The organism is Oerskovia merdavium (assembly GCF_014836755.1).
GTDB classification, from domain to species: domain Bacteria; phylum Actinomycetota; class Actinomycetes; order Actinomycetales; family Cellulomonadaceae; genus Oerskovia; species Oerskovia merdavium.
In genome coordinates this window covers 78,107-98,760 of sequence record NZ_JACSQF010000008.1, presented here as the reverse complement: position 1 = coordinate 98,760, position 20,654 = coordinate 78,107, and the positions used below count along the sequence as shown (strand labels likewise).

16 protein-coding genes and 2 tRNA genes are annotated in these 20,654 nt (G+C 73.0%); 10 read left to right on the top strand and 8 right to left on the bottom strand.

Annotation, left to right across the window (positions count from 1 at the left end; genetic code table 11):
* Nucleotides 1-32: 32 nt before the first annotated feature.
* From cydC to H9641_RS09345, 4 genes are read right to left on the bottom strand one after another with little or no spacing between them, the layout of a single operon-like run.
* Nucleotides 33-1,904: a thiol reductant ABC exporter subunit CydC gene (gene cydC / locus H9641_RS09360; RefSeq protein ID WP_191803107.1), complete on the bottom strand. Its 1,872-nt coding sequence runs from the start codon at nt 1,902-1,904 to the stop codon at nt 33-35.
* Nucleotides 1,901-3,682 carry a thiol reductant ABC exporter subunit CydD gene (gene cydD, locus H9641_RS09355; protein WP_191803105.1) on the bottom strand — a complete coding sequence of 594 codons (1,782 nt, stop codon included), beginning with the start codon at nt 3,680-3,682 and terminating at the stop codon, nt 1,901-1,903. The genes cydC and cydD overlap by 4 nt, the downstream gene beginning before the upstream one ends.
* Nucleotides 3,679-4,854 (bottom strand): cytochrome d ubiquinol oxidase subunit II, encoded by a 1,176-nt coding sequence (gene cydB, locus H9641_RS09350; protein WP_191803103.1) that lies wholly within the window; start codon nt 4,852-4,854, stop codon nt 3,679-3,681. The genes cydD and cydB overlap by 4 nt, the downstream gene beginning before the upstream one ends.
* Nucleotides 4,855-4,887: 33 nt before the next feature.
* Nucleotides 4,888-6,408 (bottom strand): cytochrome ubiquinol oxidase subunit I, encoded by a 1,521-nt coding sequence (locus H9641_RS09345; RefSeq protein WP_191803101.1) that lies wholly within the window; start codon nt 6,406-6,408, stop codon nt 4,888-4,890.
* 515 nt (nt 6,409-6,923) lie between these two features.
* On the opposite strand from H9641_RS09345, the gene H9641_RS09340 reads away from it, so the two are divergent.
* Genes H9641_RS09340 through H9641_RS09330 form a run of 3 tightly spaced genes read left to right on the top strand, consistent with a single transcriptional unit; the run spans nt 6,924 to nt 12,144 of the window.
* Complete coding sequence (locus H9641_RS09340) at nt 6,924-10,868, top strand: Rne/Rng family ribonuclease (protein ID WP_318244485.1); 3,945 nt, start codon at nt 6,924-6,926, stop codon at nt 10,866-10,868.
* 36 nt (nt 10,869-10,904) lie between these two features.
* Nucleotides 10,905-11,468, top strand: a complete 564-nt coding sequence (locus H9641_RS09335) for a GNAT family N-acetyltransferase (protein ID WP_191803097.1) — start codon at nt 10,905-10,907, stop codon at nt 11,466-11,468.
* Nucleotides 11,469-11,511: 43 nt separating this feature from the next.
* The gene (locus H9641_RS09330; RefSeq protein ID WP_191803095.1) at nt 11,512-12,144 is read left to right on the top strand and encodes a thymidine kinase; all 633 of its coding nucleotides are present in this window, start codon (nt 11,512-11,514) and stop codon (nt 12,142-12,144) included.
* On the opposite strand, the gene H9641_RS09325 is transcribed toward H9641_RS09330, so the two are convergent.
* Nucleotides 12,131-12,727 carry a protein-L-isoaspartate O-methyltransferase family protein gene (locus H9641_RS09325; RefSeq protein WP_318244484.1) on the bottom strand — a complete coding sequence of 199 codons (597 nt, stop codon included), beginning with the start codon at nt 12,725-12,727 and terminating at the stop codon, nt 12,131-12,133. The two genes, H9641_RS09330 and H9641_RS09325, sit on opposite strands and share 14 nt — an antisense overlap.
* A 93-nt stretch (nt 12,728-12,820) precedes the next feature.
* On the opposite strand from H9641_RS09325, the gene H9641_RS09320 reads away from it, so the two are divergent.
* Nucleotides 12,821-13,303: a hypothetical protein gene (locus H9641_RS09320; RefSeq protein WP_191803093.1), complete on the top strand. Its 483-nt coding sequence runs from the start codon at nt 12,821-12,823 to the stop codon at nt 13,301-13,303.
* A gap of 12 nt (nt 13,304-13,315) precedes the next feature.
* Here H9641_RS09320 and H9641_RS09315 read toward each other — a convergent pair.
* Both H9641_RS09315 and bcp read right to left on the bottom strand, forming a co-directional pair.
* Nucleotides 13,316-13,400, bottom strand: a tRNA-Leu gene (locus tag H9641_RS09315).
* 110 nt (nt 13,401-13,510) lie between these two features.
* Nucleotides 13,511-13,990, bottom strand: coding sequence for a thioredoxin-dependent thiol peroxidase (bcp, locus tag H9641_RS09310; protein ID WP_068625717.1), 480 nt, complete (start codon nt 13,988-13,990; stop codon nt 13,511-13,513).
* Nucleotides 13,991-14,168: 178 nt separating this feature from the next.
* On the opposite strand from bcp, the gene H9641_RS09305 reads away from it, so the two are divergent.
* The 6 genes from H9641_RS09305 to H9641_RS09280 all read left to right on the top strand — a co-directional run bounded on the left by H9641_RS09305 (nt 14,169) and on the right by H9641_RS09280 (nt 19,531).
* Entirely contained in the window at nt 14,169-14,465 is a 297-nt protein-coding gene (locus H9641_RS09305) for a GroES family chaperonin (protein WP_191803243.1), read from the top strand.
* Nucleotides 14,466-14,585: 120 nt separating this feature from the next.
* Nucleotides 14,586-14,661 (top strand) — tRNA-Lys (locus H9641_RS09300).
* A gap of 309 nt (nt 14,662-14,970) precedes the next feature.
* Nucleotides 14,971-16,317 carry a TrpB-like pyridoxal phosphate-dependent enzyme gene (locus tag H9641_RS09295; protein ID WP_225220234.1) on the top strand — a complete coding sequence of 449 codons (1,347 nt, stop codon included), beginning with the start codon at nt 14,971-14,973 and terminating at the stop codon, nt 16,315-16,317.
* Nucleotides 16,318-16,486: 169 nt separating this feature from the next.
* Nucleotides 16,487-17,224: a tRNA (guanosine(46)-N7)-methyltransferase TrmB gene (gene trmB / locus H9641_RS09290; protein WP_191803091.1), complete on the top strand. Its 738-nt coding sequence runs from the start codon at nt 16,487-16,489 to the stop codon at nt 17,222-17,224.
* Between the two features lie 124 nt (nt 17,225-17,348).
* Nucleotides 17,349-17,915 (top strand): AAA family ATPase, encoded by a 567-nt coding sequence (locus H9641_RS09285; protein WP_191803089.1) that lies wholly within the window; start codon nt 17,349-17,351, stop codon nt 17,913-17,915.
* A gap of 92 nt (nt 17,916-18,007) precedes the next feature.
* The gene (locus H9641_RS09280; protein WP_191803087.1) at nt 18,008-19,531 is read left to right on the top strand and encodes a dihydrolipoyl dehydrogenase family protein; all 1,524 of its coding nucleotides are present in this window, start codon (nt 18,008-18,010) and stop codon (nt 19,529-19,531) included.
* A 28-nt stretch (nt 19,532-19,559) separates the two neighbouring features.
* On the opposite strand, the gene H9641_RS09275 is transcribed toward H9641_RS09280, so the two are convergent.
* Nucleotides 19,560-20,576, bottom strand: coding sequence for a glycine betaine ABC transporter substrate-binding protein (locus H9641_RS09275; protein WP_191803085.1), 1,017 nt, complete (start codon nt 20,574-20,576; stop codon nt 19,560-19,562).
* Nucleotides 20,577-20,654 lie beyond the last annotated feature (78 nt).

Here is a 20,654-nt window from a genome sequence, read left to right as displayed (position 1 = left end):
CTCGCCTGCCCGACCCGCCTCGGGTCCGCGTGTCAGACCGCGGCTTCCTGCGCGAGCGCCCAGCGGTAGCCCTCGTCGTGCGCGAGCAGCTCCGCGTGGGTGCCGCGGGCGACCACGGTCGCGGGGCTCTCGGGGCTCGCGTCGTCGGTCCGGCCGAGCAGCAGCACCTCGTCGACCGCGGCGAGCGCAGAGAGCCGGTGCGTCGCGACGACCACGCCGCGCCCACCCGTCCGGCTGGTCTCCACGAGGTGGGTGAGCAGCTCGTCGGCGGTCGCCGGATCGAGGTGCTCGGCGGGCTCGTCGACGAGCAGCAGGGGAGCGGGGGCCAGCAGGGCCCGCGCCACGAGGAGCCGACGGCGCTCCCCGCCCGAGATGGTCGTCGCGTCCGGGCCGAGGATCGTGCCGACGCCGTCGGGCAGGCCTGCGAGCCACTCGCCGAGCCCGACCTCGGCCAGGGCGGCCTCGGCCTCGTCCGGCGTGACGTCGCCGCGCGCGACGCGGAGGTTCTCGAGCAGCGTGGTGTCGAAGACGTGCCCGTCCTCGGCGACGAAGACCACCTGCTGGGCGACGTCGTCGGGTGCGAAGGACGAGACCGGCGAGCCGTCGAGGCTCACGCGTCCCGCGACCTGCGGGATGAGCCCCGCGGCCGTCATGAGCAGGGTCGTCTTGCCGACGCCCGACGGTCCCACGATCGCGACCGCCCGACCGGGGCGGACCGCGAGGTCGATCCCCGTCACGGCCGCGCGGCCGTTCCAGCCGCACGCGGCGTCCGCCACGACGACCTCCGGGCGGTCGCCCAGCGGTGCGGAGGTGCCCGAGGTGGCGCGCGCTGCCGACCGCTCGGCGGGTTCCGTGTGGGCGGGAGCGGCGGCGTCGCCGTCCTCGTCCGCCGCGTCGAGCAGCTCCATGATGCGGCGTGCGGCCTGCCGCGAGCGGTGCATCTGCACGGCCGCGGCGGGCAGGACCCCGGCGGCCTCGAACACCGCGAGCGGGGTCAGGACGATCACGGCGAGCTCGACCGGGGCCAGGGTCCCCGCGGCGACGGCAGGGATGCCGAGCAGCAGCGAAGCGAGCACCGCGAGCCCGATCGCCACGTTGTTGATCGCGGCGGCCGTCCCCGAGGTCCGGGCCCCCGAGTCCGTCACTGCCGCGAGCTCGCGGTCGGTGCGTCGCAACGCGTCCATCCGCTGGGAGAGCCGCCCCGAGACCGTGAGCGGTCCCGAGCCCTCGAGCGTCTCGAGCACCGTGGACGTCATCTCTGCGCGCGCGGCCGCGCCGCGTTCCTCGGTCCGGCGGGCGGCACGCGCGGAGAGCCAGGGGCCCAGGACGCCCGCGAGCAGCAGGCACAGGAACAGGGCGACGCCGGCCGACGGCAGGAACACCCCGACCAGGATGACCGAGCCCGCGGACACCACGAGGGCCACGCCCGCGGGGATGATCGCGCGCACGACCACGTCGCCCACCGCGTCGACGTCGGCACCCACGCGCGCGAGCAGGTCGCCGCGACGTACACCAGCGACCGCGGCCGTACGTCCGGAGGCCAGCGAGGTGTACACGTTGGCGCGGAGCGAGGCCATGCCGCGCAGCGCGACGTCGTGCGAGGCCAGCCGCTCGAGGTACCGGAACACCCCGCGCGAGATGCCGAACGCGCGCACGGCCACGGTCGCGACCGAGAGCTGGAGCACGGGCGGCATCTGGGACGCGCGCGCGATGAGCCATGCGGCGACGGCCGCGAGCCCGACCGAGCTGGCCAGCGCGAGCGAGCCCAGCCCGATCGCGCGCGCGGCTCGGCCCCAGCTCACGTCGAGGAGCCGTACCGCGCGCCACAGGGGATCGGTCGCCGTTCCGTCGGCCGTGCCGGTACCGCGGACGGGGGAGTCGGGGGACGTGCCGAGGTCGCTCATGCGACGGCTCCAGACGAGGTGGGTGAGGACGAGGCGGCGTCGTCGGCAGCGGCGCGGGGAGCCGGGGGGAGCGCGGCCGACGAGACCACGACGACCTGGTCGGCGAGCTCGACCAGGCTCGTGCGGTGCGCGACCACGACGACTGTGCGTCCCTGGTCGCGCCAGGCCCGGACGGCGTCGAGCACGGCGCGCTCGCCGCGCGCGTCGAGGTGCGCCGTGGGTTCGTCGAGCACCACGAGCGGCACGCGAGCGGGGTCGCCCAGCAGTGCTGCGGTCAGGGCCACGCGCTGGCGCTGGCCCACGCTGAGGCCCACGCCGCCCTGGCCGATCGGGGTCGCCCAGCCCTCGGGCAGGACGTCGAGGACGGCGTCGAGCCCCGAGAGCCGTGCGGCGTCGGCGAGCTCGTCGTCGGGGACCTCGCGGCCGTCGAGCACGACGTCGCGCACCGTGCCCGGGGTGAGCGTGGGGCGCTGCGGCACCCACGCGACCTGCGGCCACCACGTGGTCGGGTCGATCTCGGCGAGGTCGACGGGCTCGCCCTCGCGCGGGGTCACCACGACGCGCCCGGCGTCGGGGGCGAGCAGCCCGAGCAGCACCAGCGCAGTGGTCGTCTTGCCGGACCCGCTGGGCCCGGTCAGGGCCACCACGGTGCCCGACGACGGAGCGTCCGTCGCGGAGCCCGCCTCGCCGGCAGCGGAGCCGAAGGTCGTCGTGAGCGCCGCGGGGGCGAGCACGTCGCGGTCTCCCGCGCGCACGCTCACGCCCTCGAACGTGATCCGGGCGCCGGCCAGGGCGGGGGCGGGCGTCGTGCCGACGGGCCGCAACGGCTCGTCGAGCACCTCGAACGCCTGGTTGGCCGCGGCGATCCCGTCGGTCGAGGCGTGGAAGTGCATGCCGACCTGCCGCAGCGGCAGGTAGACCTCGGGGGCCAGCACCAGCACGGCGAGCGCGGGCTCGAGCCCGACCTCGCCGTACACCAGGCGCAAGCCGATCCCGACCGCGACGAGCGCGACCGACAGGGTCGTGAGCAGCTCGAGGACCATGCCCGACAGGAACGCGACGCGCAGTGTCCCCATGGTGGCGCGCCGGTTGGCGTCGCCGAGCGCCCTGACGCGCTTCTCGGGCCCGTGCTCGCGGCCGAAGGCCCGCAGCGTGGGCAGGCCGGCCATGAGGTCGAGCACCTGGGAACCGAGGCGCTGCATGACCTTGAGGCGCCGCTCGGACGTCCCGGCGGTGAGCTGGCCCACGAGGATCATGAAGACCGGGATGAGGGGGATCGTGACCGCGATGATGATCGCGGAGATCCAGTCGAGCCCCAGGACGACCGCGAGGGTCGCGGGGGTCACGGTCGCCGCGAGCAGGAGCTGGGGCAGGTACCTGACCATGTACGGCTCGAGGTCGTCGAGCCCGCGCGTCGCGAGCGTCGCGACCGCGGGCCCGCGGCCGGTCGCCAGCCAGCGGGGGCCCAGGGCCACCGCATGGCTGACGACCTGCTCGCGGAGCTCTGCGATCGTCTTGGTCGCAGCCTTGAGCGCGAACCGCTCCTGCGCCCACGCGACCCCGGCGCGCACCACCACGACTGCAGCGAGCAGCGTGAGGGGAGTGCCGACGTCGGTCAGCGAGAGGTTGCCCTGGATCGCGGGGGCCAGGACGCTCGCGATGAGCAGCGCCTGTGCCACGACGAGCCCGGCCGTCACGAGGCCGAGCACCGCCGTGAGCACGACGTACCCGCGGGCCGCCCGCGCCTGGCGCAGGAGCCGTGGATCGAGGGGCTTCACGCGGAGGTGTCCCCAGGCCCGCGCTTCGCCGAGCCCGACGGCGCCGCGCCCGTCCCCGTGTCCTTGTCGTCCTCTGCGGGGGTCAGGTCGAGGGACCTGGCGCTGCCCGACGACGGACCGCCGAACGCGGCGTCCTTGATCTTCTTGAGCGAGAGGCCGATGGGCGGCGGGATGTCCTTGGTCGACAGGCGGCGGCGGAACACCCAGTAGGTCCACGACTGGTAGAGCAGGACGACCGGGACCAGGATCACGGCGACCCAGGTCATGACCGTCAGCGTGTACTGCGTCGAGGACGCGTTGTCGATGTTCAGCGAGTTCGCGGGGTCGTGGGCCGGCATCACGTCGGGGTACATGGACCCGAAGATCAGGACGGTCGCCGCGAGGATCGCGAGCGCGGAGAACAGGAACGCCCAGCCCTCGCGCGCCTTGGCGTTGGCGATCACGACGCCGACCAGGGCGAGCGCCGCCACGACGACCGCAGCCCACGTCCACGGCACCGAGTAGGCGACCTGGGCCCACACGGCCCAACCGCCGGCCACGACGACCGCGGCGACCGAGAAGTACCCGGCCAGGCGGCGGGCCTTGACCCGCACCTCGCCGTCGGTCTTGAGGGCGATGAAGACCGCACCGTGCAGGAGGAACAGCACGAGCGTCGTGAGCCCGCCGAGGAGCGCGAAGGGGTTGAGCAGGGCCCAGAAGCCGCCCACGTACTGGTGCGCCGCGTCGAGCTCGACACCGCGGACGAGGTTGGCGAACGCGACGCCCCACAGGATCGCGGGGATCCACGAACCGAAGATGATCGCCTGGTCGCAGCGCGCCCGCCAGCGGTCGTCGTTGATCTTGCCGCGGTACTCGAACGCGACGCCGCGCACGATCAAGGCGAGAAGGATCAGCAGCAGCGGGATGTAGAAGCCCGAGAACAACGTCGCGTACCACTCGGGGAACGCCGCGAAGGTCGCGCCACCCGCCGTGATGAGCCAGACCTCGTTGCCGTCCCAGACCGGGCCGATCGTGTTGATGATGAGCCGGCGCTCGGTGTCCTGCTTGGCCTTGTCCTTGTTGCGGGACAGGATCGGCATGAGCATGCCGACGCCGAAGTCGAATCCTTCGAGGACCAGGTAGCCGATCCACAGGATCGCGATGAGCACGAACCAGAGAATGGTGAGTTCCATGAGTACTGGGTCTCCTTGAGCCGTCAGAGCGCGTCAGTACGCGAAGGACAGGGGGCGTTCGGACTCGTCGGTCGAGTCCGGGTCGTCGGGGTCGCCCTTGGCGCGCGCCTCGGGGGAGTCGTCGTGCACGACGTCCGGCACGCCCTCGACCGTGTACCGGTGGATGAGCTTGAACCAGACGACCGCGAGGGCTCCGTACACGAGCGTGAAGACGATCATGGAGGTCAGCACGACGCCGGGGCCGACGACCGTGGACACGCCGCGCTCGGTGAGCAGGCGGATCGAGTCGATCCCTGACGGGTTGGGGGCCACGACCCACGGCTGACGCCCGGTCTCGGTGAAGATCCAGCCGAACGACGACGCGATGAACGGCATGGGGATGGCCCAGATCCCGACGCGTGCGAACCACTTGTTGTCGGTGACCTTGCCCTTGCGGGTGAGCCACAGGGCCATGAGCGAGAGCGCGATCGAGCCGACCGCGAACCCGATCATGAGCCGGAAGCTCCAGTAGGTCAGGCCGAGGTTGGGGGAGTAGTTGACCGGCTCGCCGTCCGCGGTGACGTCGCCGTAGCGCTCGGTCATGGTCTGCTGGACCTCGTCGACGCCCGGCAGCGGGGCCGTGAAGCTGCCCTTGGCGAGGAACGAGGTCATGCCGGGGATCTCGAGGATGTGGTTGACGCCCTCGCACGAGTCGGACAGGTCGCCGATCGCGAGGATGGAGAACGGGGCCCCGTCGGGCGAGCTCTCGCACAGCGCCTCGGCGGCCGCCATCTTCATGGGCTGCTGCTGGAACATGAGCTTGGCCTGGAAGTCACCGCTGACCGCGACGCCGAGGCCCGCGATGATCATGGTGATGACGCCGAGCGTGATCGCCGGGCGGTAGACGTTGCGGGCGAGCTCGATGTTCTCGGCCTTCTTGGTGCGCACCAGGCGGACCATCCACCAGGCGGCGATGCCTGCCACGAACGTGCCCGCGGTGAGGAACGCCGCGGTCACGGTGTGCGGGAACGCGGCCCACAGGGTGTTGTTGGTGAGCACCGCACCGATGTCGTTCATCTCGGCGCGGCCGGTCTCGGGGTTGTAGATCGTCCCGACCGGGTGCTGCATCCACGAGTTGGCCGCGAGGATGAAGAACGCGGAGAGGTTCACGGCGATCGCGACGGCCCAGATGCACGCGAGGTGCACGCGCTTGGACAGGCGGTCCCAGCCGAAGATCCACAGACCGAGGAACGTCGACTCGATGAAGAACGCGGCGAGCGCCTCCATGGCGAGCGGGGCACCGAAGACGTCTCCCACGAAGCGTGAGTACTCGCTCCAGTTCATGCCGAACTGGAACTCCTGCACGATCCCCGTCACGACGCCGATCGCGAAGTTGATGAGGAGGAGCTTGCCGAAGAACTTGGTGAGCTTGAGCCACCGCTCGTTCCCCGTGCGGACCCATGCGGTCTGCATGATGGCGACGAGGGGGGCGAGCCCGATCGTCAGCGGCACGAAGATGAAGTGGTAGACGGTCGTGATGGCGAACTGCCACCTCGCGAGATCGAGGACGTCCACAAACGCTCCTGGGGGGTTTCCTGGGGGCTACCGGGGGATTCTGAGGGTGAGCTCAGGGCAGGGTCAGCAGTCGTACTCCTGACGCTATGACCAATCTGCACCATCGGCGAGGCAGGGAGGCGCCAAAACTCTCGGGAAACGACAGTTTGTGAGAACCTTCACAAGGTCCGGATCGGGACCTTGGTCCTCTGGACGACACGGCACCCGACCCTGTACCTGCCCATCTGATCGACCTCGGCTGTGCGATACTTGACCAAGCCGGGGGGACCACATCTCCCACTGGCCCAGTACGTGCTCGTCGCAACCGCGATCCGCGGCTCGCGGAGCGCCGCCGACCGGGATGAATGGCCCGGACGGCGAGGCGCCCCCCGCCGCTCGCCCTTGCTCGAGCCGCCACCGCCGACTTCCGTCGCGGGGGACGACAGCGCTGTGATGCGCACGCCCCGGCCGACGACAACCGCCCGACGGGCCGCACGATGTGGGGGCGATCCTTCGGGGTACCAGGAGCGCATCGCGTGACCCTCGACAACACCCCTGACACGACGAGCTCGTCGAACGGTCAGGACGCAGCACCCGCCAAGAAGCCGGCCCGACGACGGGTCACTCGCACCACGGCGGCCCCCGGCACCCCGGACGCCCCGTCTGCGGCCCAGATCACCCTCCCCGCCGTCACGACGCCCGCGCAGCCGGCCCCCGTGAACCCCTCCGCCCCTACGGGCTCGCTCGGCATCGAGCTGCCCTCGGCCGAGGCCGCGCCGCGCCGCTCGCGCCGTGTCGTGCGACCCACCACCACGCCGGTCGACGCGCCCGCCGCTGCGGTGACCGCGAAGCCCGTCACCGAGCAGGCTCCCGTGCAGGAGCCGGCCGCCGAGAAGCCTGCCGCCGCGAAGGTCGTCACCGAGAAGTCCGCCCCCGCCGTGCAGGACGCCCCGCCCGCAGCCCCGCGCCGCGGCGGCAAGCGCGGCGCTGCGGCCCGTGCCGCTGCCGACGCTCCTGTGCTGGACGTGCTGTCGGAGCTGGGACTTGCGCCCGCCACCGAGCAGGACGCCCCGGCCGAGAAGCCGGCTCGCGCCCGCCGGACCCGCAAGCCTGCCGCAGAGGCTGCCGTCACCGAGACGGTTGCTCCCGTCGAGCCCTCGGCCCCCGAGGCCACTGCTCCTGTCGAGGCGACTGCTCCCACCGAGACCGCCGCACCGCGGGCCGCCACGCGTCGCCGGGCGACGCGTTCGAGCGCTGCCGAGGCGGCTCCGGTCGAGGCGCCCGCCTCCGTCGAGGAGCCGGCCGAGAAGGCTCCGGTCGAGAAAGCTCCGGCCAAGCGTCGCCGTGCGACCTCGAAGACGGCCGCGACCGCCGCGCCGGCCGAGGCCGTCGCCCCCGTCGCCGAGGCCCCGGTCGCCGAGGCTCCGGCCGAGCCCGCCGCGCCCAAGGTTCGCTCGCGCCGCATCAACAAGGTCTCCGCGACCCAGGCTGCCCAGGCCGCCGCCGCTCCCGAGGCCCCCGCCACGGAGCCCGCTCCCGCACCGTCGACCGCTTCGACGGGCGGCGGCTCCGCGACGCCGCGCCTCGCGACGACCGCGCTGCTCTTCCAGGCTCCCGACCCCGCCGCTGCGCCTCGTCGCTCGCGCCGCGTGGTGCGTCCCACGACGTCTCCGTTCGCGACGGACGCCATGCCCAGCTTCGCCACGCCGACGTCCCGGACCCCCGAGGAGCCTGCGGCCCCGGCCGAGGCCCCCGCGGCTCGCGTCGAGCCGGCTCGCCGGGCCCCGGCCGCCGAGCAGGTTCCCGAGCCGGCCGTCGAGCAGCGGACCGAGGCTCCGGCGCGCACCCGCGGCGGACGCGGACGCTCTGCCCGTCGTGGCGCGGGTGCTCCCGCGTCGGCCGGCACCACTGCTGCTCCGACCACCCAGCCCGCGACCGAGGCTGCCCCGGACGCCGCACCCGAGGCGGCCCCGGCCGCCGTCACGCCCGCTGCGGAGATCGTGCTCGTGGGTGCGGACCTCGCTGCGGTCGAGGAGATCGAGCTGATCGAAGCAGAGCTCGTCGCCGAGGGCGTCGAGATCCCGGCCGACGCGCTCGAGCTCGACGACCTCGACCTCGTGGTCGAGGCCGACGAGGTCGCCGAGCCCGCCCCCGCCACGGAGACCGACGAGGACGGCGCCCCGCGTCGTCGTCGCCGCCGCGGTGGCCGTGGCCGCCGTTCGCGCGGCGGGGAGCCGCGCGCGGAAGGTGCTGACGACGACGAGTACGGGGACGACGAGTCCTCGCACGAGCAGCAGTCGCCCTCCGCCGACGCGACCGACACGACCGGCGCGGTCGAGCCCTCGGCCGAGACGGACGACCAGCACGACGAGCACGCCGACGAGCACGACGGCGAGGAGGGGGTCGGTTCGAGCCGTCGCCGTCGCCGCCGTCGCCGTGGCGGCCGCCCCGAGTCGGGCGACAGCGCGGGCGTCACCGTGACGACGTCGTCGTCGAGCCGCACCCGCTCGCGCGAGCGCAGCACCAGCGTGTCCGACGAGGTCACCGCGCTCAAGGGCTCGACGCGCCTCGAGGCCAAGCGTCAGCGCCGTCGCGAGGGCCGCGACGCGGGCCGCCGCCGCCAGATCATCACCGAGGCCGAGTTCCTCGCCCGCCGCGAGTCGGTCGAGCGCGCCATGATCGTGCGCGAGAAGAACGGCCGCACGCAGATCGCGGTGCTCGAGGACGGCGTGCTCGTCGAGCACTACGTCTCCCAGCAGTCGCAGGTCTCGATGGCCGGCAACGTCTACCTGGGCCGCGTCCAGAACGTGCTGCCCTCCATGGAGGCCGCGTTCATCGACGTGGGCAAGGGGCGCAACGCGGTCCTGTACGCCGGTGAGGTCAACTGGGACGCGGTCGGCCTGGACGGCCAGCCGCGCCGCATCGAGCAGGCGCTCAAGTCGGGCGACTCCGTGCTCGTGCAGGTCACCAAGGACCCGATCGGCCACAAGGGTGCGCGCCTCACGTCGCAGATCACGCTCGCCGGCCGCTACCTCGTGTTCGTGCCCGGTGGCGGCATGACCGGTATCTCGCGCAAGCTCCCGGACACCGAGCGTGCCCGTCTCAAGAAGATCCTCCGCGAGATCGTCCCTGAGGGCTCGGGCGTGATCGTCCGTACGGCCGCCGAGGGTGCGAGCGAGGACGAGCTGCGCGCCGACGTCGAGCGCCTGCAGGGCCAGTGGGAGGCGATCGAGAAGAAGGCGAAGTCGGCTTCCGCCCCTGCACTGCTCCAGGGCGAGCCCGACCTCGCGATCCGTGTCGTCCGCGACATCTTCAACGACGACTTCAGCTCGCTCGTCGTCTCGGGCGACAACGCCTGGAACGAGATCTCGAGCTACGTCGCCGAGCTCGCGCCGGACCTCAAGGAGCGCGTCTCGCGCTGGACGTCGGAGAAGGACGCCTTCTCGGCGCACCGCGTCGACGAGCAGCTCGCCAAGGGCATGGATCGCAAGGTCTGGCTGCCCTCGGGCGGGTCGCTCGTGATCGACCGCACCGAGGCCATGACGGTCGTCGACGTCAACACGGGCAAGTTCACCGGCTCCGGTGGCACGCTCGAGGAGACCGTGACGCGCAACAACCTCGAGGCCGCCGAGGAGATCGTCCGCCAGCTCCGCCTGCGCGACATCGGCGGCATCATCGTCATCGACTTCATCGACATGGTGCTCGAGTCCAACCGTGACCTCGTGCTCCGTCGTCTGGTCGAGTGCCTGGGCCGCGACCGGACCAAGCACCAGGTCGCCGAGGTCACCTCGCTCGGCCTGGTCCAGATGACCCGCAAGCGCGTGGGACAGGGCCTGGTCGAGGCGTTCAGCGAGACCTGCGACCACTGCAACGGTCGCGGCTTCATCGTGCACACCGACCCGATCGAGAAGTCGGGCGGCTCGAACAACGGCGGCGGCCAGCACCAGCACGCCCCGGTGGCTGCCGCTCCGGTGGCGGAGGAGCCCGCTGCCGAGGCGGAGGGCTCGCGGTCCCGCTCGCGCCGCAAGCGCGTGACCAAGGAGACCGCTCCGGTCGCCGCGGCTCCCGCGGTGCCGGTCCTGCCCGAGGTCACGTCGGAGGCCCGTGAGGCCGTCAAGGCCACGCTCGCGACGATCGCCGCAGCAGCGGCGCACGCCCACGAGCACGAGCACGAGCACGACGGCGTCGCACCGGTCGAGGAGACCGTCACCTCGGAGGTCATCACCGAGGCCGAGGTCGTGGGCGTCGAGACCGTCCTGACGGACGTCGAGGCCGTGGAGGGCGCCCCGGAGGTCGCCGACGAGGGCCAGTTTCCGGCCTCGGGAGACACGTCCGGAGCGGCAGCCGCGCCTGGAACGGCAGTCGAACCTGACGCCGAGCCGGCCACCGCTGGCGACGAGGCTGCTGGAGAGCCTGCGCCGACGGCTGGGCTGAACGACGAGGAGACGGTCGCGGACGACGAGTCGCGCGACGACTCCTGACCTGCTGAAGGACACGTGACGGCGAGGGACCCGCGGGTGCCGGTCTACGGCGTCGGGCATGCTGCCCGGCTCCGAGGCTGGCGACCCGCGGACCTCGCCGTCTTCCGTGAGTGGCTGCGGCCCCATCACGAGTGGCACGACTGGGACGGGCCGTACTACCCCGTGCCCGACGACGCGCAGGCAGACGCCCGCGTCGCGGCCCTGGCTGCCGCCCCTGCCGGGGCGGTGGACGGGATGCCGCCTCGGACCGTCGTGGTCGCCGACGCCGACGACCGGTTCGTGGGGACCGTCTCCTGGTACTGGGAGTCGCAGGAGACGTCGTGGGCGCGCATGGGCGTCGGGGTCTACGACCCGGCCGTTCGTGGGCGGGGGATCGGGCGCGAGGCGCTCGCCCTGTGGACCACCTACCTGTTCCAGGTGACCGCCTGGGGTCGGCTCGACTTCGCGACGTGGTCGGGGAACCTGCCCATGCTGGGGGTCGGACGCAGCCTCGGGTTCGTCGAGGAAGGACGCTTCCGCGATGCGCGGATCGTGCGCGGGAAGCGGTACGACGCGGTGGTCATGGGGGTGCTCCGCAGCGAGTGGGAAGCACGCGCCTGACCTTCGGCGGGCCCGTGTCGGACGCCGGTGCTGTACTGGCCCGATGGAGGACGTGAGGCGGGGACGGGTCGAGGTCATCAGCGGGCCCATGTTCGCGGGCAAGACCGAGGAGCTGCTGCGGCGTGTGCGCCGGGCGCAGATCGCGGGGCGCCGCGTCGAGGTCGTGCACCACGAGCTCGACGACCGGCGCGGCGAGGGCGTCGTCAGCTCGCACTCCGGTCTGGACATCCCGTCGCGTCCTGCGGCATCGGCTGCCGAGATCCTGGACCGCCTCGACCCGTCGGTCGAGCTCGTGGCGGTCGACGAGGCCCAGTTCTTCGGGCCGGACCTCCTCGACGTCGTGCAGCGCGGTGCCGACGGCGGCCTCGTGATGATCGTCGCGGGCCTCGACGTGACGTTCGACGGCCGGCCGTTCGAGCCCATCCCGGCCCTCGGAGCCCTCGCTGAGCGTGCCGACCGTCTCACGGCCGTCTGCACGGTCTGCGGGGAGGACGCGCCCTTCCACGAGCGCGTCGTCGCCGCCGCGGACGGGGACGCCCTGACGGCGGGTGCGGAGCACGTCGGCGGCCTCGAGTCCTACCAGGCGCGGTGCAGGGTCCACTTCTCGGCGGCGCGCTGGCGTACGGGCACTCCCGGTGCAGCGGCTCCTGACGACCCGACGGTCACGAGCCGATGAGCGGGACAAAGCTGTAGGTACCGTGTCGGCTCGTGACGGTGCCCGTCAGGTGCTGCTCGACGAGCACCAGGACGTGCTGCACGGGGATCACGAGGCGCCCGCCGATCGCGACCTGGTCGACCAGCTCCTGCGGCAGGACCTGGGCGGCCGCCGACACGAGGATGCGGTCGTAGCCGCCCATCGTCGGGCGCCCCAGGAGTCCTGGCTCTGCGACCTCGATCCGCGCCCAGGACATCGGGTAGCTCGCGAGGTTGGAGGCCCCCCACTCCGCGAGGTCCGGGTCGATCTCGACGCCCACGACGCTGCCACCCGGGCCGACGAGGTGAGCCAGCAGCGCGGTCGTCCACCCCGAGCCCGACCCCACGTCCAGGACGCGCGCCCCGCGCGGCACCTGGAGCAGCCGGAGCGTGTCGGCGACAGTCCGTGGCTGCGAGTTCGTCTGCCCGTGCCCGATCGGCAAGGGTCGGTCGTCGCGCGCGTACGGGCGCTGGTTGCGCGGCAGGAAGCGCCGCCGGTCGATCGCCGACATCGCTGCTGCGACGTCGCGCGCGGTGGTCTCTTGAACCCTGTGACCGTTCGGCACGTCGGATCGCCTCCTCGGGACCTGCTTCCAGGGTAGGACGACGAGGCGTCGGAGGGGCGGGCAGCCGGCCCGGCGGACGGTAGGGTCCCGCACATGACGGGACGGGCAGCGGGCGGGCGCAGGTCGGCGCGGAGGGGACCGGGTGCGGTCGGTCGGGTGCTCGCAGGAGCCGTCGTGTGCGCGGTCGGTGCCGGGGTGCTCGTCGGGTGCGGTCCGGGCGCGCCCGAACGACAGCGGGTCGAGTGGATCCTGGTGTCCGAGGAGGGGGCGTCACTCGACCTCGGGGTCTACGCCGGCGGCAGCACGTGCACCGACGACGACGGCATCGAGGTCGAGGAGGGCGCGAAGAGCGTCGAGGTCCGGGCGTACGTGCTCCGCACCAGGGGCCAGTGCAGCGAGGACTTCGGGGTGCGGAAGGTGACGGTCGAGCTCGAGGAACCGCTCGGTGAGCGCGAGCTCGTCGGCTGTGCCGGGGACGCCGTGCCCGTGAAGGGCTGGGGCTACCCGGACGAGTCCGGCTGTGCCGAGCCGCGACCAGGCCTGGCGCCGGGGGCAATCGACGTGCCGGTCGGCTGACCTGCACCGACGTGGTGCGCGAGGCGGGACTCGAACCCGCACGTCCGAAGACACCAGGACCTAAACCTGGCGCGGCTGCCAATTACGCCACTCGCGCGCCCGCACAGTCTACGGGCGCGCGAGGGGTGCGTCGTTCGTCGGCTCGCCGGGTGTGGCACCGGCCCTGACCGGGGCGCTCGGCGACTGCCCCGGTCGCCGATGAGCGGCCTACTTCTTGGGGTCGAGACCCAGGTCGCGGCGCAGCTTGGCGACGTGGCCCGTGGCCTTGACGTTGTACTGCGCGAGCGCGACCTTGCCCTCGGGGTCGACGACGACGGTCGAGCGGATCACGCCCGTCACCGTCTTGCCGTAGAGCTTCTTCTCGCCCCACGCGCCGTAGGCCTCGAGCGTCGCCCTGGACTCGTCGGACGCGAGGGGGAACGTCAGCAGCTCCTCCTCGGCGAACTTCACGAGCTTGGGCAGCGGGTCCGGCGAGATGCCGACGACCTGGTAGCCCGCGCCCTGGAGCGAGGCGAGGGAGTCGCGGAAGTCGCACGCCTCCTTGGTGCAGCCGGGCGTCGACGCGGCCGGGTAGAAGTAGACGATCACGGAGCTGCCGCGCAGCTCGGAGAGCGTCACGGAGCCGCCGTCGGCGGTCGGGAGGGTGAAGTCGGGGGCGTCGTCTCCGACGGCAAGGCGCGTGCTCATGGGACTCCTCGGGAAGCGTTCACGGTTCCCTCCGAGCCTAGAGGACACGGGTAGCGTGGGGGTCGTGAGCAAGACGACCCCGAGCACGAACGACACCCCGACCCCCGCCCCCCGGAAGGCCGCCTCCGCGAGCCGCGCGACGCCGTCGGCCACCGCGCCCGAGCGACTCCCGCTGCGCATGCTGCACGACCGTCTCCTCGTCCTGCCCGAGGTCGACGCGTCCGAGCGGCAGTCGTCCGCGGGGCTCGTGATCCCCGCCACGGCCGTGGGACCCAAGCGCCTCGCGTGGGCGCAGGTCGTCGCGACGGGCGAGAACGTCCGGCACGTGAGCCGCGGGGACCGCGTGCTGTTCGACCCCGAGGAGCGCGCCGAGGTCGAGCTGGGCGGCAAGAGCTACGTGCTGCTGCGCGAGAAGGACGTCAGTGCCGTCTCGCAGCCCGAGGAGAGCGACGGCAAGACCGGCCTGTACCTGTAGGTCCGCCGGCGAGAAGAGGCCGGGCGAACCGTGTGCGCAGGCGGTTGTCGCGCAGGTCACAGGCCCGCCCGGCCTCCTGATTTGTCTCTACCGGGCCTGTTCAGTAGTGTTTCTTCTCGCGCGCCATTAGCTCAATTGGCAGAGCAGCTGACTCTTAATCAGCGGGTTCATGGTTCGAGTCCATGATGGCGCACCACACGAAGGCCCCTCACCTGCGGAGACGCGGGGGAGGGGCCTTCGGCGTTCCCGCCCGCCGCCGCGCGGCCGGCCCCCCTCACGCCCTTCCTTGCAGGCCGCTGGTGAGACCCGTTTCACACCCCGTCCGTCGTCGGCTATGGTCACCGGTGTGAACCTGCTCACCGCGCACACCTGGTGGCCCGACCACTGACGGTCGGACGCTGTGGCGTGCTGACCGAGCCCGACGACGGGCGGTCCAGCAGGTCTCCCGGAGTGGATCGCCCGGAACGTGCCCCGGCACGTGCCCATCCATGAAGGAGAGAGTCCCTTGACGACGTCCCCCGTCTCCACCTCCGTCCCGGCCGCACCCCGGGTGCCGATCCGTCCGACCGCTCGCTCGCTCGAGCCGCTCGGCGTCGAGATCCCCTCCACCGTCCCGACGCACTGGTACAACCTCAACGCCGACCTGCCCGAGCCCGTGCCGCCGCACCTGCACCCGGGCACGCTCGAGCCCCTCGTGCCTGCGGACCTGGCCCCGCTGTTCCCCATGGCGCTCATCGAGCAGGAGGTCAGCACCGAGCGCTACATCGAGATCCCGCAGACGATCCGCGAGATCTACGCGATGTGGAGGCCCGCGCCGCTCGTCCGTGCGCACCGCCTCGAGCGCGAGCTCGGCACGCCCGCCCGCATCTACTACAAGTACGAGGGCGTGAGCCCCGTCGGCTCGCACAAGCCGAACACGGCCATCGCCCAGGCGTACTACAACGCGATCGAGGGCACGACGCGCCTCACGACCGAGACGGGCGCCGGGCAGTGGGGGGCCTCGCTCTCGATGGCCGCCGCCCTGCTCGGTCTGACGTGCGAGGTGTGGCAGGTCCGGGCGTCGTACGACTCCAAGCCGTACCGCCGCTTCCAGATGGAGGCCTACGGGGGCGTGTGCCACTCGTCGCCCTCGGAGCTGACCGCGTCGGGGCGCGCGATCCTCGCGAGCGACCCGGACACCACGGGCTCGCTCGGCATGGCGATCAGCGAGGCCGTCGAGGTCGCGGCGCAGGACCCGCAGGCGCACTACTCGCTGGGCAGCGTGCTCAACCACGTGATGCTGCACCAGACGGTCATCGGCCAGGAGGCGCTGGTCCAGCTCGAGGAGGCGGGGGAGACGGGCGCGGACGTCGTGTTCGGCTGCGCGGGCGGCGGGTCGAACCTCGCGGGGCTCACGTTCCCGTTCCTCGGGCGCAACCTGCGCGAGGGCACGACGACGCGGCTCGTCGCGTGCGAGCCGGCGGCCTGCCCGTCGCTCACCCAGGGCGAGTACCGCTACGACCACGGCGACGTCGCGGGCCTCACGCCGCTGCTCAAGATGCACACGCTGGGCAAGGACTTCGTGCCGCCGGCCATCCACGCGGGCGGCCTGCGCTACCACGGCATGTCGCCCATGGTGTCGCACGCCGTGAACCTGGGGCTCATGGACGCGGTCGCGATCGACCAGGACGAGGCGTTCCGGGCAGGGCTCGAGTTCGCCCGCTCGGAGGGCATCATCCCGGCGCCCGAGTCGACGCACGCGGTCGCCGCCGCGATCGCGTACGCGCGGACCGTCACGGAGCCCGAGGTCGTCGTGATCGGGTTGTCGGGCAACGGCCAGCTCGACCTGCCGGCGTACGCGCAGTACGTGTGACGCCGTCGGGCTGGGACCGGCGCGGCGCGCGGGCGCTGTCGACCCGGCCGCCCGTGCGAGTCCTGCCGGCCGCGGCCCGGTCGCAGTAGTCCCCGGTGCGTGAGGCGGACCTCCAGGAGGTCCGCCTTACGCACCGGGGGCCGCCTCGTGGCCCGCCTAGACTTGTCGGATGCCCGAGACCCTCGACGAAGCCCGCGAGCAGGGCTTCCGCACCGACATCGTGTCCTTCGTCCGTCGTAGCGGCCGCCTCAACCCCCGCCAGCAGCGCGCGTGGGACGAGCACGCCGAGCGGCTCGTCGTCGACGTCCCGCGCGCCGAGGCCCGCACCTCGGTGGACCCCGCCTACGTCCTCGACGTCGCAGCCACGTTCGGTCGCCGGGCTCCGCTCGTGGTCGAGGTCGGGTCGGGCCTGGGCGAGGCCGTGGTCCACGCGGCCGAGGCGACCCCGGAGCGCGACTTCCTGGCCGTCGAGGTCTACACGCCCGGGCTCGCGCAGACCGTGCTGCGCGCGACGCAGCGCGGGCTGACGAACGTGCGCCTGCTGCAGGCCAACGCCGCCGAGGTCCTCACGACGACGCTCCCCGAGGGGTCCGTCGACGAGCTGTGGGTCTTCTTCCCCGACCCGTGGCACAAGGCGCGGCACCACAAGCGTCGCCTCGTCACGCCCTCGCTCGTCGAGCTCGCGGCGCGCGCGATCCGCCCCGGCGGCACGTGGCGCCTCGCGACCGACTGGGCCGAGTACGCCGACCAGATGCTCGAGGTCATCGGAGCGAACCCGTCGTTCGTCAACGTCCACGGGGTCGGGGCGGTCGCGCCGCGCTTCGAGGGGCGCGTGCGCACGAGTTTCGAGGGCAAGGGCCACGCCGCGGGCCGGTCCATCACGGATCTCGAGTTCCGCCGGGTCTGAGGCCGCCGGGCTTCGGTCCCGCAGGGCCGGCTCTCGCCGAGAAGTGAGCTGACGCCCCTTTTCCGCTCCGGTCGGGGGCGGTAATTCGCTTCGCGGCGAGGGCCGTGCGACCTAGGCTCCGGACATGTCCTCGACCTCCCCGCCCGACGGCGCCGCTCACCTCGGTCCGTCGGCTCCCGTCCTGGTCGTCACGGGGGCCATGGCCTCCGGGAAGTCGACCGTCGCCGAGGCCCTGGCTCGCACCTTCCCGCTCGCGGCGCACGTGCGCGGCGACATGTTCCGGCGGTTCGTCGTGAGCGGCCAGGCCTCGATGGACCCGCCGATCTCACCCGCTGCGCGGGCTCAGCTCGACCTGCGGCAGTCCCTCGCGGCCCACGCTGCGGACACGTACGCGGCGGCGGGCATCACCGCAGTGGTCCAGGACATCCTGCTGGGGCCGGACCTGGCCCGCTTCACGGCGAGCCTGCGCACCCGCCCGCGCTACGCCGTCGTGCTGACGCCCGACGCCGCGACCCTCGCGGCGCGCGACGCCGCCCGGCACAAGCAGGCCTACGGTGCCTGGACCCCCGAGGAGTTCGCCGAGGCCGCCCGCGAGACCCCGGGCGGGCTGCTTCTCGACACGACGGGGTGGACCGTCGCCGAGACGGTCGCGCAGATCCTCGACCGTCTCGACGAGGCGCGCGTCGCCTGAGCCGCGGCCGGCGGCCGAGCGGCCCGCCCCGCCGCTCGGCGAGCCGACCGCCCGACGCGCAGCCCCGCGTCCTCCGGGCCACGATGGGAGGCATGAGCAGCAGCGACCCCCGGACCCAGGCCACCCCCGACGAGACCTTCGACGTGATCGTGATCGGCGGTGGACCCGTCGGCGAGAACGCAGCCGACCGCGCGAGCCGCACGGGCCTGAGCGTGGCCGTGGTCGAGGCCGAGCTCGTCGGCGGCGAGTGCTCCTACTGGGCGTGCATGCCGTCCAAGGCGCTGCTGCGCCCCGGGGCGGCGCTCGCGGCCGCCCGCGCCGTGCCGGGCGTCGAGGCGAGCCCGACGCTCGACCCCGCGCCGATCCTGGCACGCCGCGACGAGATGGTCTCGCACTGGGACGACTCGGGCCAGGTCCAGTGGCTCGACGGCGCGGGGATCTCGCTCGTGCGCGGCCTGGGACGACTGGTCGGGCCGAGGCTCGTCGAGGTCAGCCCCGAGGACCCCGACGCCGACGTCGACGACCTCCCCGCGACCCGCCTGATCGCGGCGCGGCACGCCGTGATCGTCGCGACGGGCAGCGTGCCCGTGCTGCCCGACACGCCCGGCCTCGCCGAGACCGACCCGTGGAGCAGCCGCGAGGCGACGAGCGTGCAGGACGTCCCGGCGTCGCTGGTGGTCGTCGGCGGGGGAGTGGTGGGGGTCGAGATGGCCACGGCCTTCACCGACCTCGGGTCGAAGGTCACGTTGCTCTCGCGCGGTCGCCTGCTCGGACGCTCCGAGCCGTTCGCGAGCGAGGCCGTCGCGACGGGCCTGCGGTCGATCGGGGTGGACGTCCGGCTGGGGGTGAGCGTCACGGGGGCGACCTCCCTGCCCGACGGCGGAGCGCGCCTCGCGTACGACGGCCCGCAGGGCAAGGGGTGGGTCGCCGGCGCACAGGTGCTCGTCGCGACCGGTCGGGTGCCGCGCACGGGGGACCTGGGGGTCGAGGTGGTCGGGCTCGAGCCCGGGAAGGCGCTCGCGGTCGACGACCAGCTCGAGGTCCAGGGGGTCGAGGGCGGGTGGCTGTTCGCGTGCGGTGACGTGACGGGACGGGTCGCGACCACGCACCAGGGCAAGTACGAGGGCAGGGTCGTCGGCGACGTGGTCGCGGCACGGTTCGGGAAGGTCCGACCCGAGGAGGCGCGGGCCGCCGGGGCGGGCGGGGCGGCGCGCGAGGTCCCCGAACCCTGGAGCCGCTACGCCGCGACCGCGGACCACGGGGCCAGGACCCAGGTCGTGTTCACGCGTCCTGAGGTCGCGTCGGTGGGGTCGACCGAGGCCGAGGCGAAGAAGGCGGGCCTGCCGGTCCGTGCGGTGCAGTACAAGCTCGGGTCCGTGTCCGGGGCCGTGCTCGTGGCCGAGGGCTACGAGGGGACCGCGCAGATCGTGGTCGACACCGAGCGCCAGGTGATCGTGGGCGCGACGTTCGTGGGCCCGGACGCGGCGGAGATGCTGCACGCCGCGACCATCGCGATCGTCGGGCAGGTGCCGCTTGCACGCTTGTGGCACGCTGTGCCCGCCTACCCGACGATCAGCGAGGTCTGGCTACGGCTGCTCGAGACCTACGGCTTGTGACCGTCTGCCCCGAGCAGCCGCCTACTCGTCAGCCGAGCTGGCCGTCCGAGGAGAACACGAGGCCGAGCACGATCTCGCCCTGCAGGAGGGCGGCCTTGGTCAGCGGGCCGCCCACGTCCAGGTTCACGAAGTTGGTGATGTTCAGGCCGTACTTCTCCTCGAGCCCGGGCTCGCAGAACGCGCGCTCGGGGCACTCGGGACCGGCGCCCAGCGTGATGCCGCCCGGGCAGGCCTCGGCGAGCTCGGAGAGGGTCGAGACGTCGTGCTCCTCGGCGAAGGCCGTGGTGACCGCGAACGCGTTCTGGTCCTGGGCCGACGACGGCTCGCCGAACGTCAGGCCCTTCTCGGCACCGAGCTCGCGCAGCGCCGCGACCGTGGTGTCCAGGTCTCCGCTCGCGAGGGGCTCCGCGTCGGGGCCGTTGATCTCCTTGTTGAGGAACTCGGTGAGCGTGCCCACGTACTCGGGGAAGACGCTGAGCTGGCCCGACTCGAGCGCGGGCAGGTACGTCTCGCGCGCGTCGACGGTCTGCACGGTGACGTCGTACCCGCCCGAGCGCAGCACGGCCGCGTAGATCTCCGCGAGCGTCGTGCTCTCCGAGAAGTTCGCCGCCCCCACGACCAGCGACGTGCCCGTCCCCGGGGTGTCCTGGGCTGCGAGGCCCTCGTCCTCGACGAACTTCTGGGCCACCTGTGAGGAGGTCTGCCGCTCGACGTCGACGGCCTTGTTGAGCGCGATGAGCTTGTCGGTCGTCAGCGCCGCGGACACGGTGTCGAGGAGCTCGAGGACCGCGGGCTGGTTCGCCACCGCGGCGGCGTTGGCCGCGGGGATGATGTTGTCGACCGTCTGGAGGTGCTTGTCGTCCTCGAGGACGACGAGCGCGTCACCGGCGACCGGTTCGCACGCGGCGCCGCTCGCTGTGGACGTCGAACCGCCGGAGGTGTTCCCTCCGGTACCGGAGGAGCCGGCCTCGCCGCACGCCGCGAGGGCCAGGACGAGGAGGGCGGAAGCGGACAGGGTGCGAAGGGTGGTGGATCGCCGTGACATGTGTGTCGGGGCCTCTCGATCGTCGGCTCGCACGGACAACCCATTCCACCCCCGGGGCCGCAGACCGGCAACCCGAGC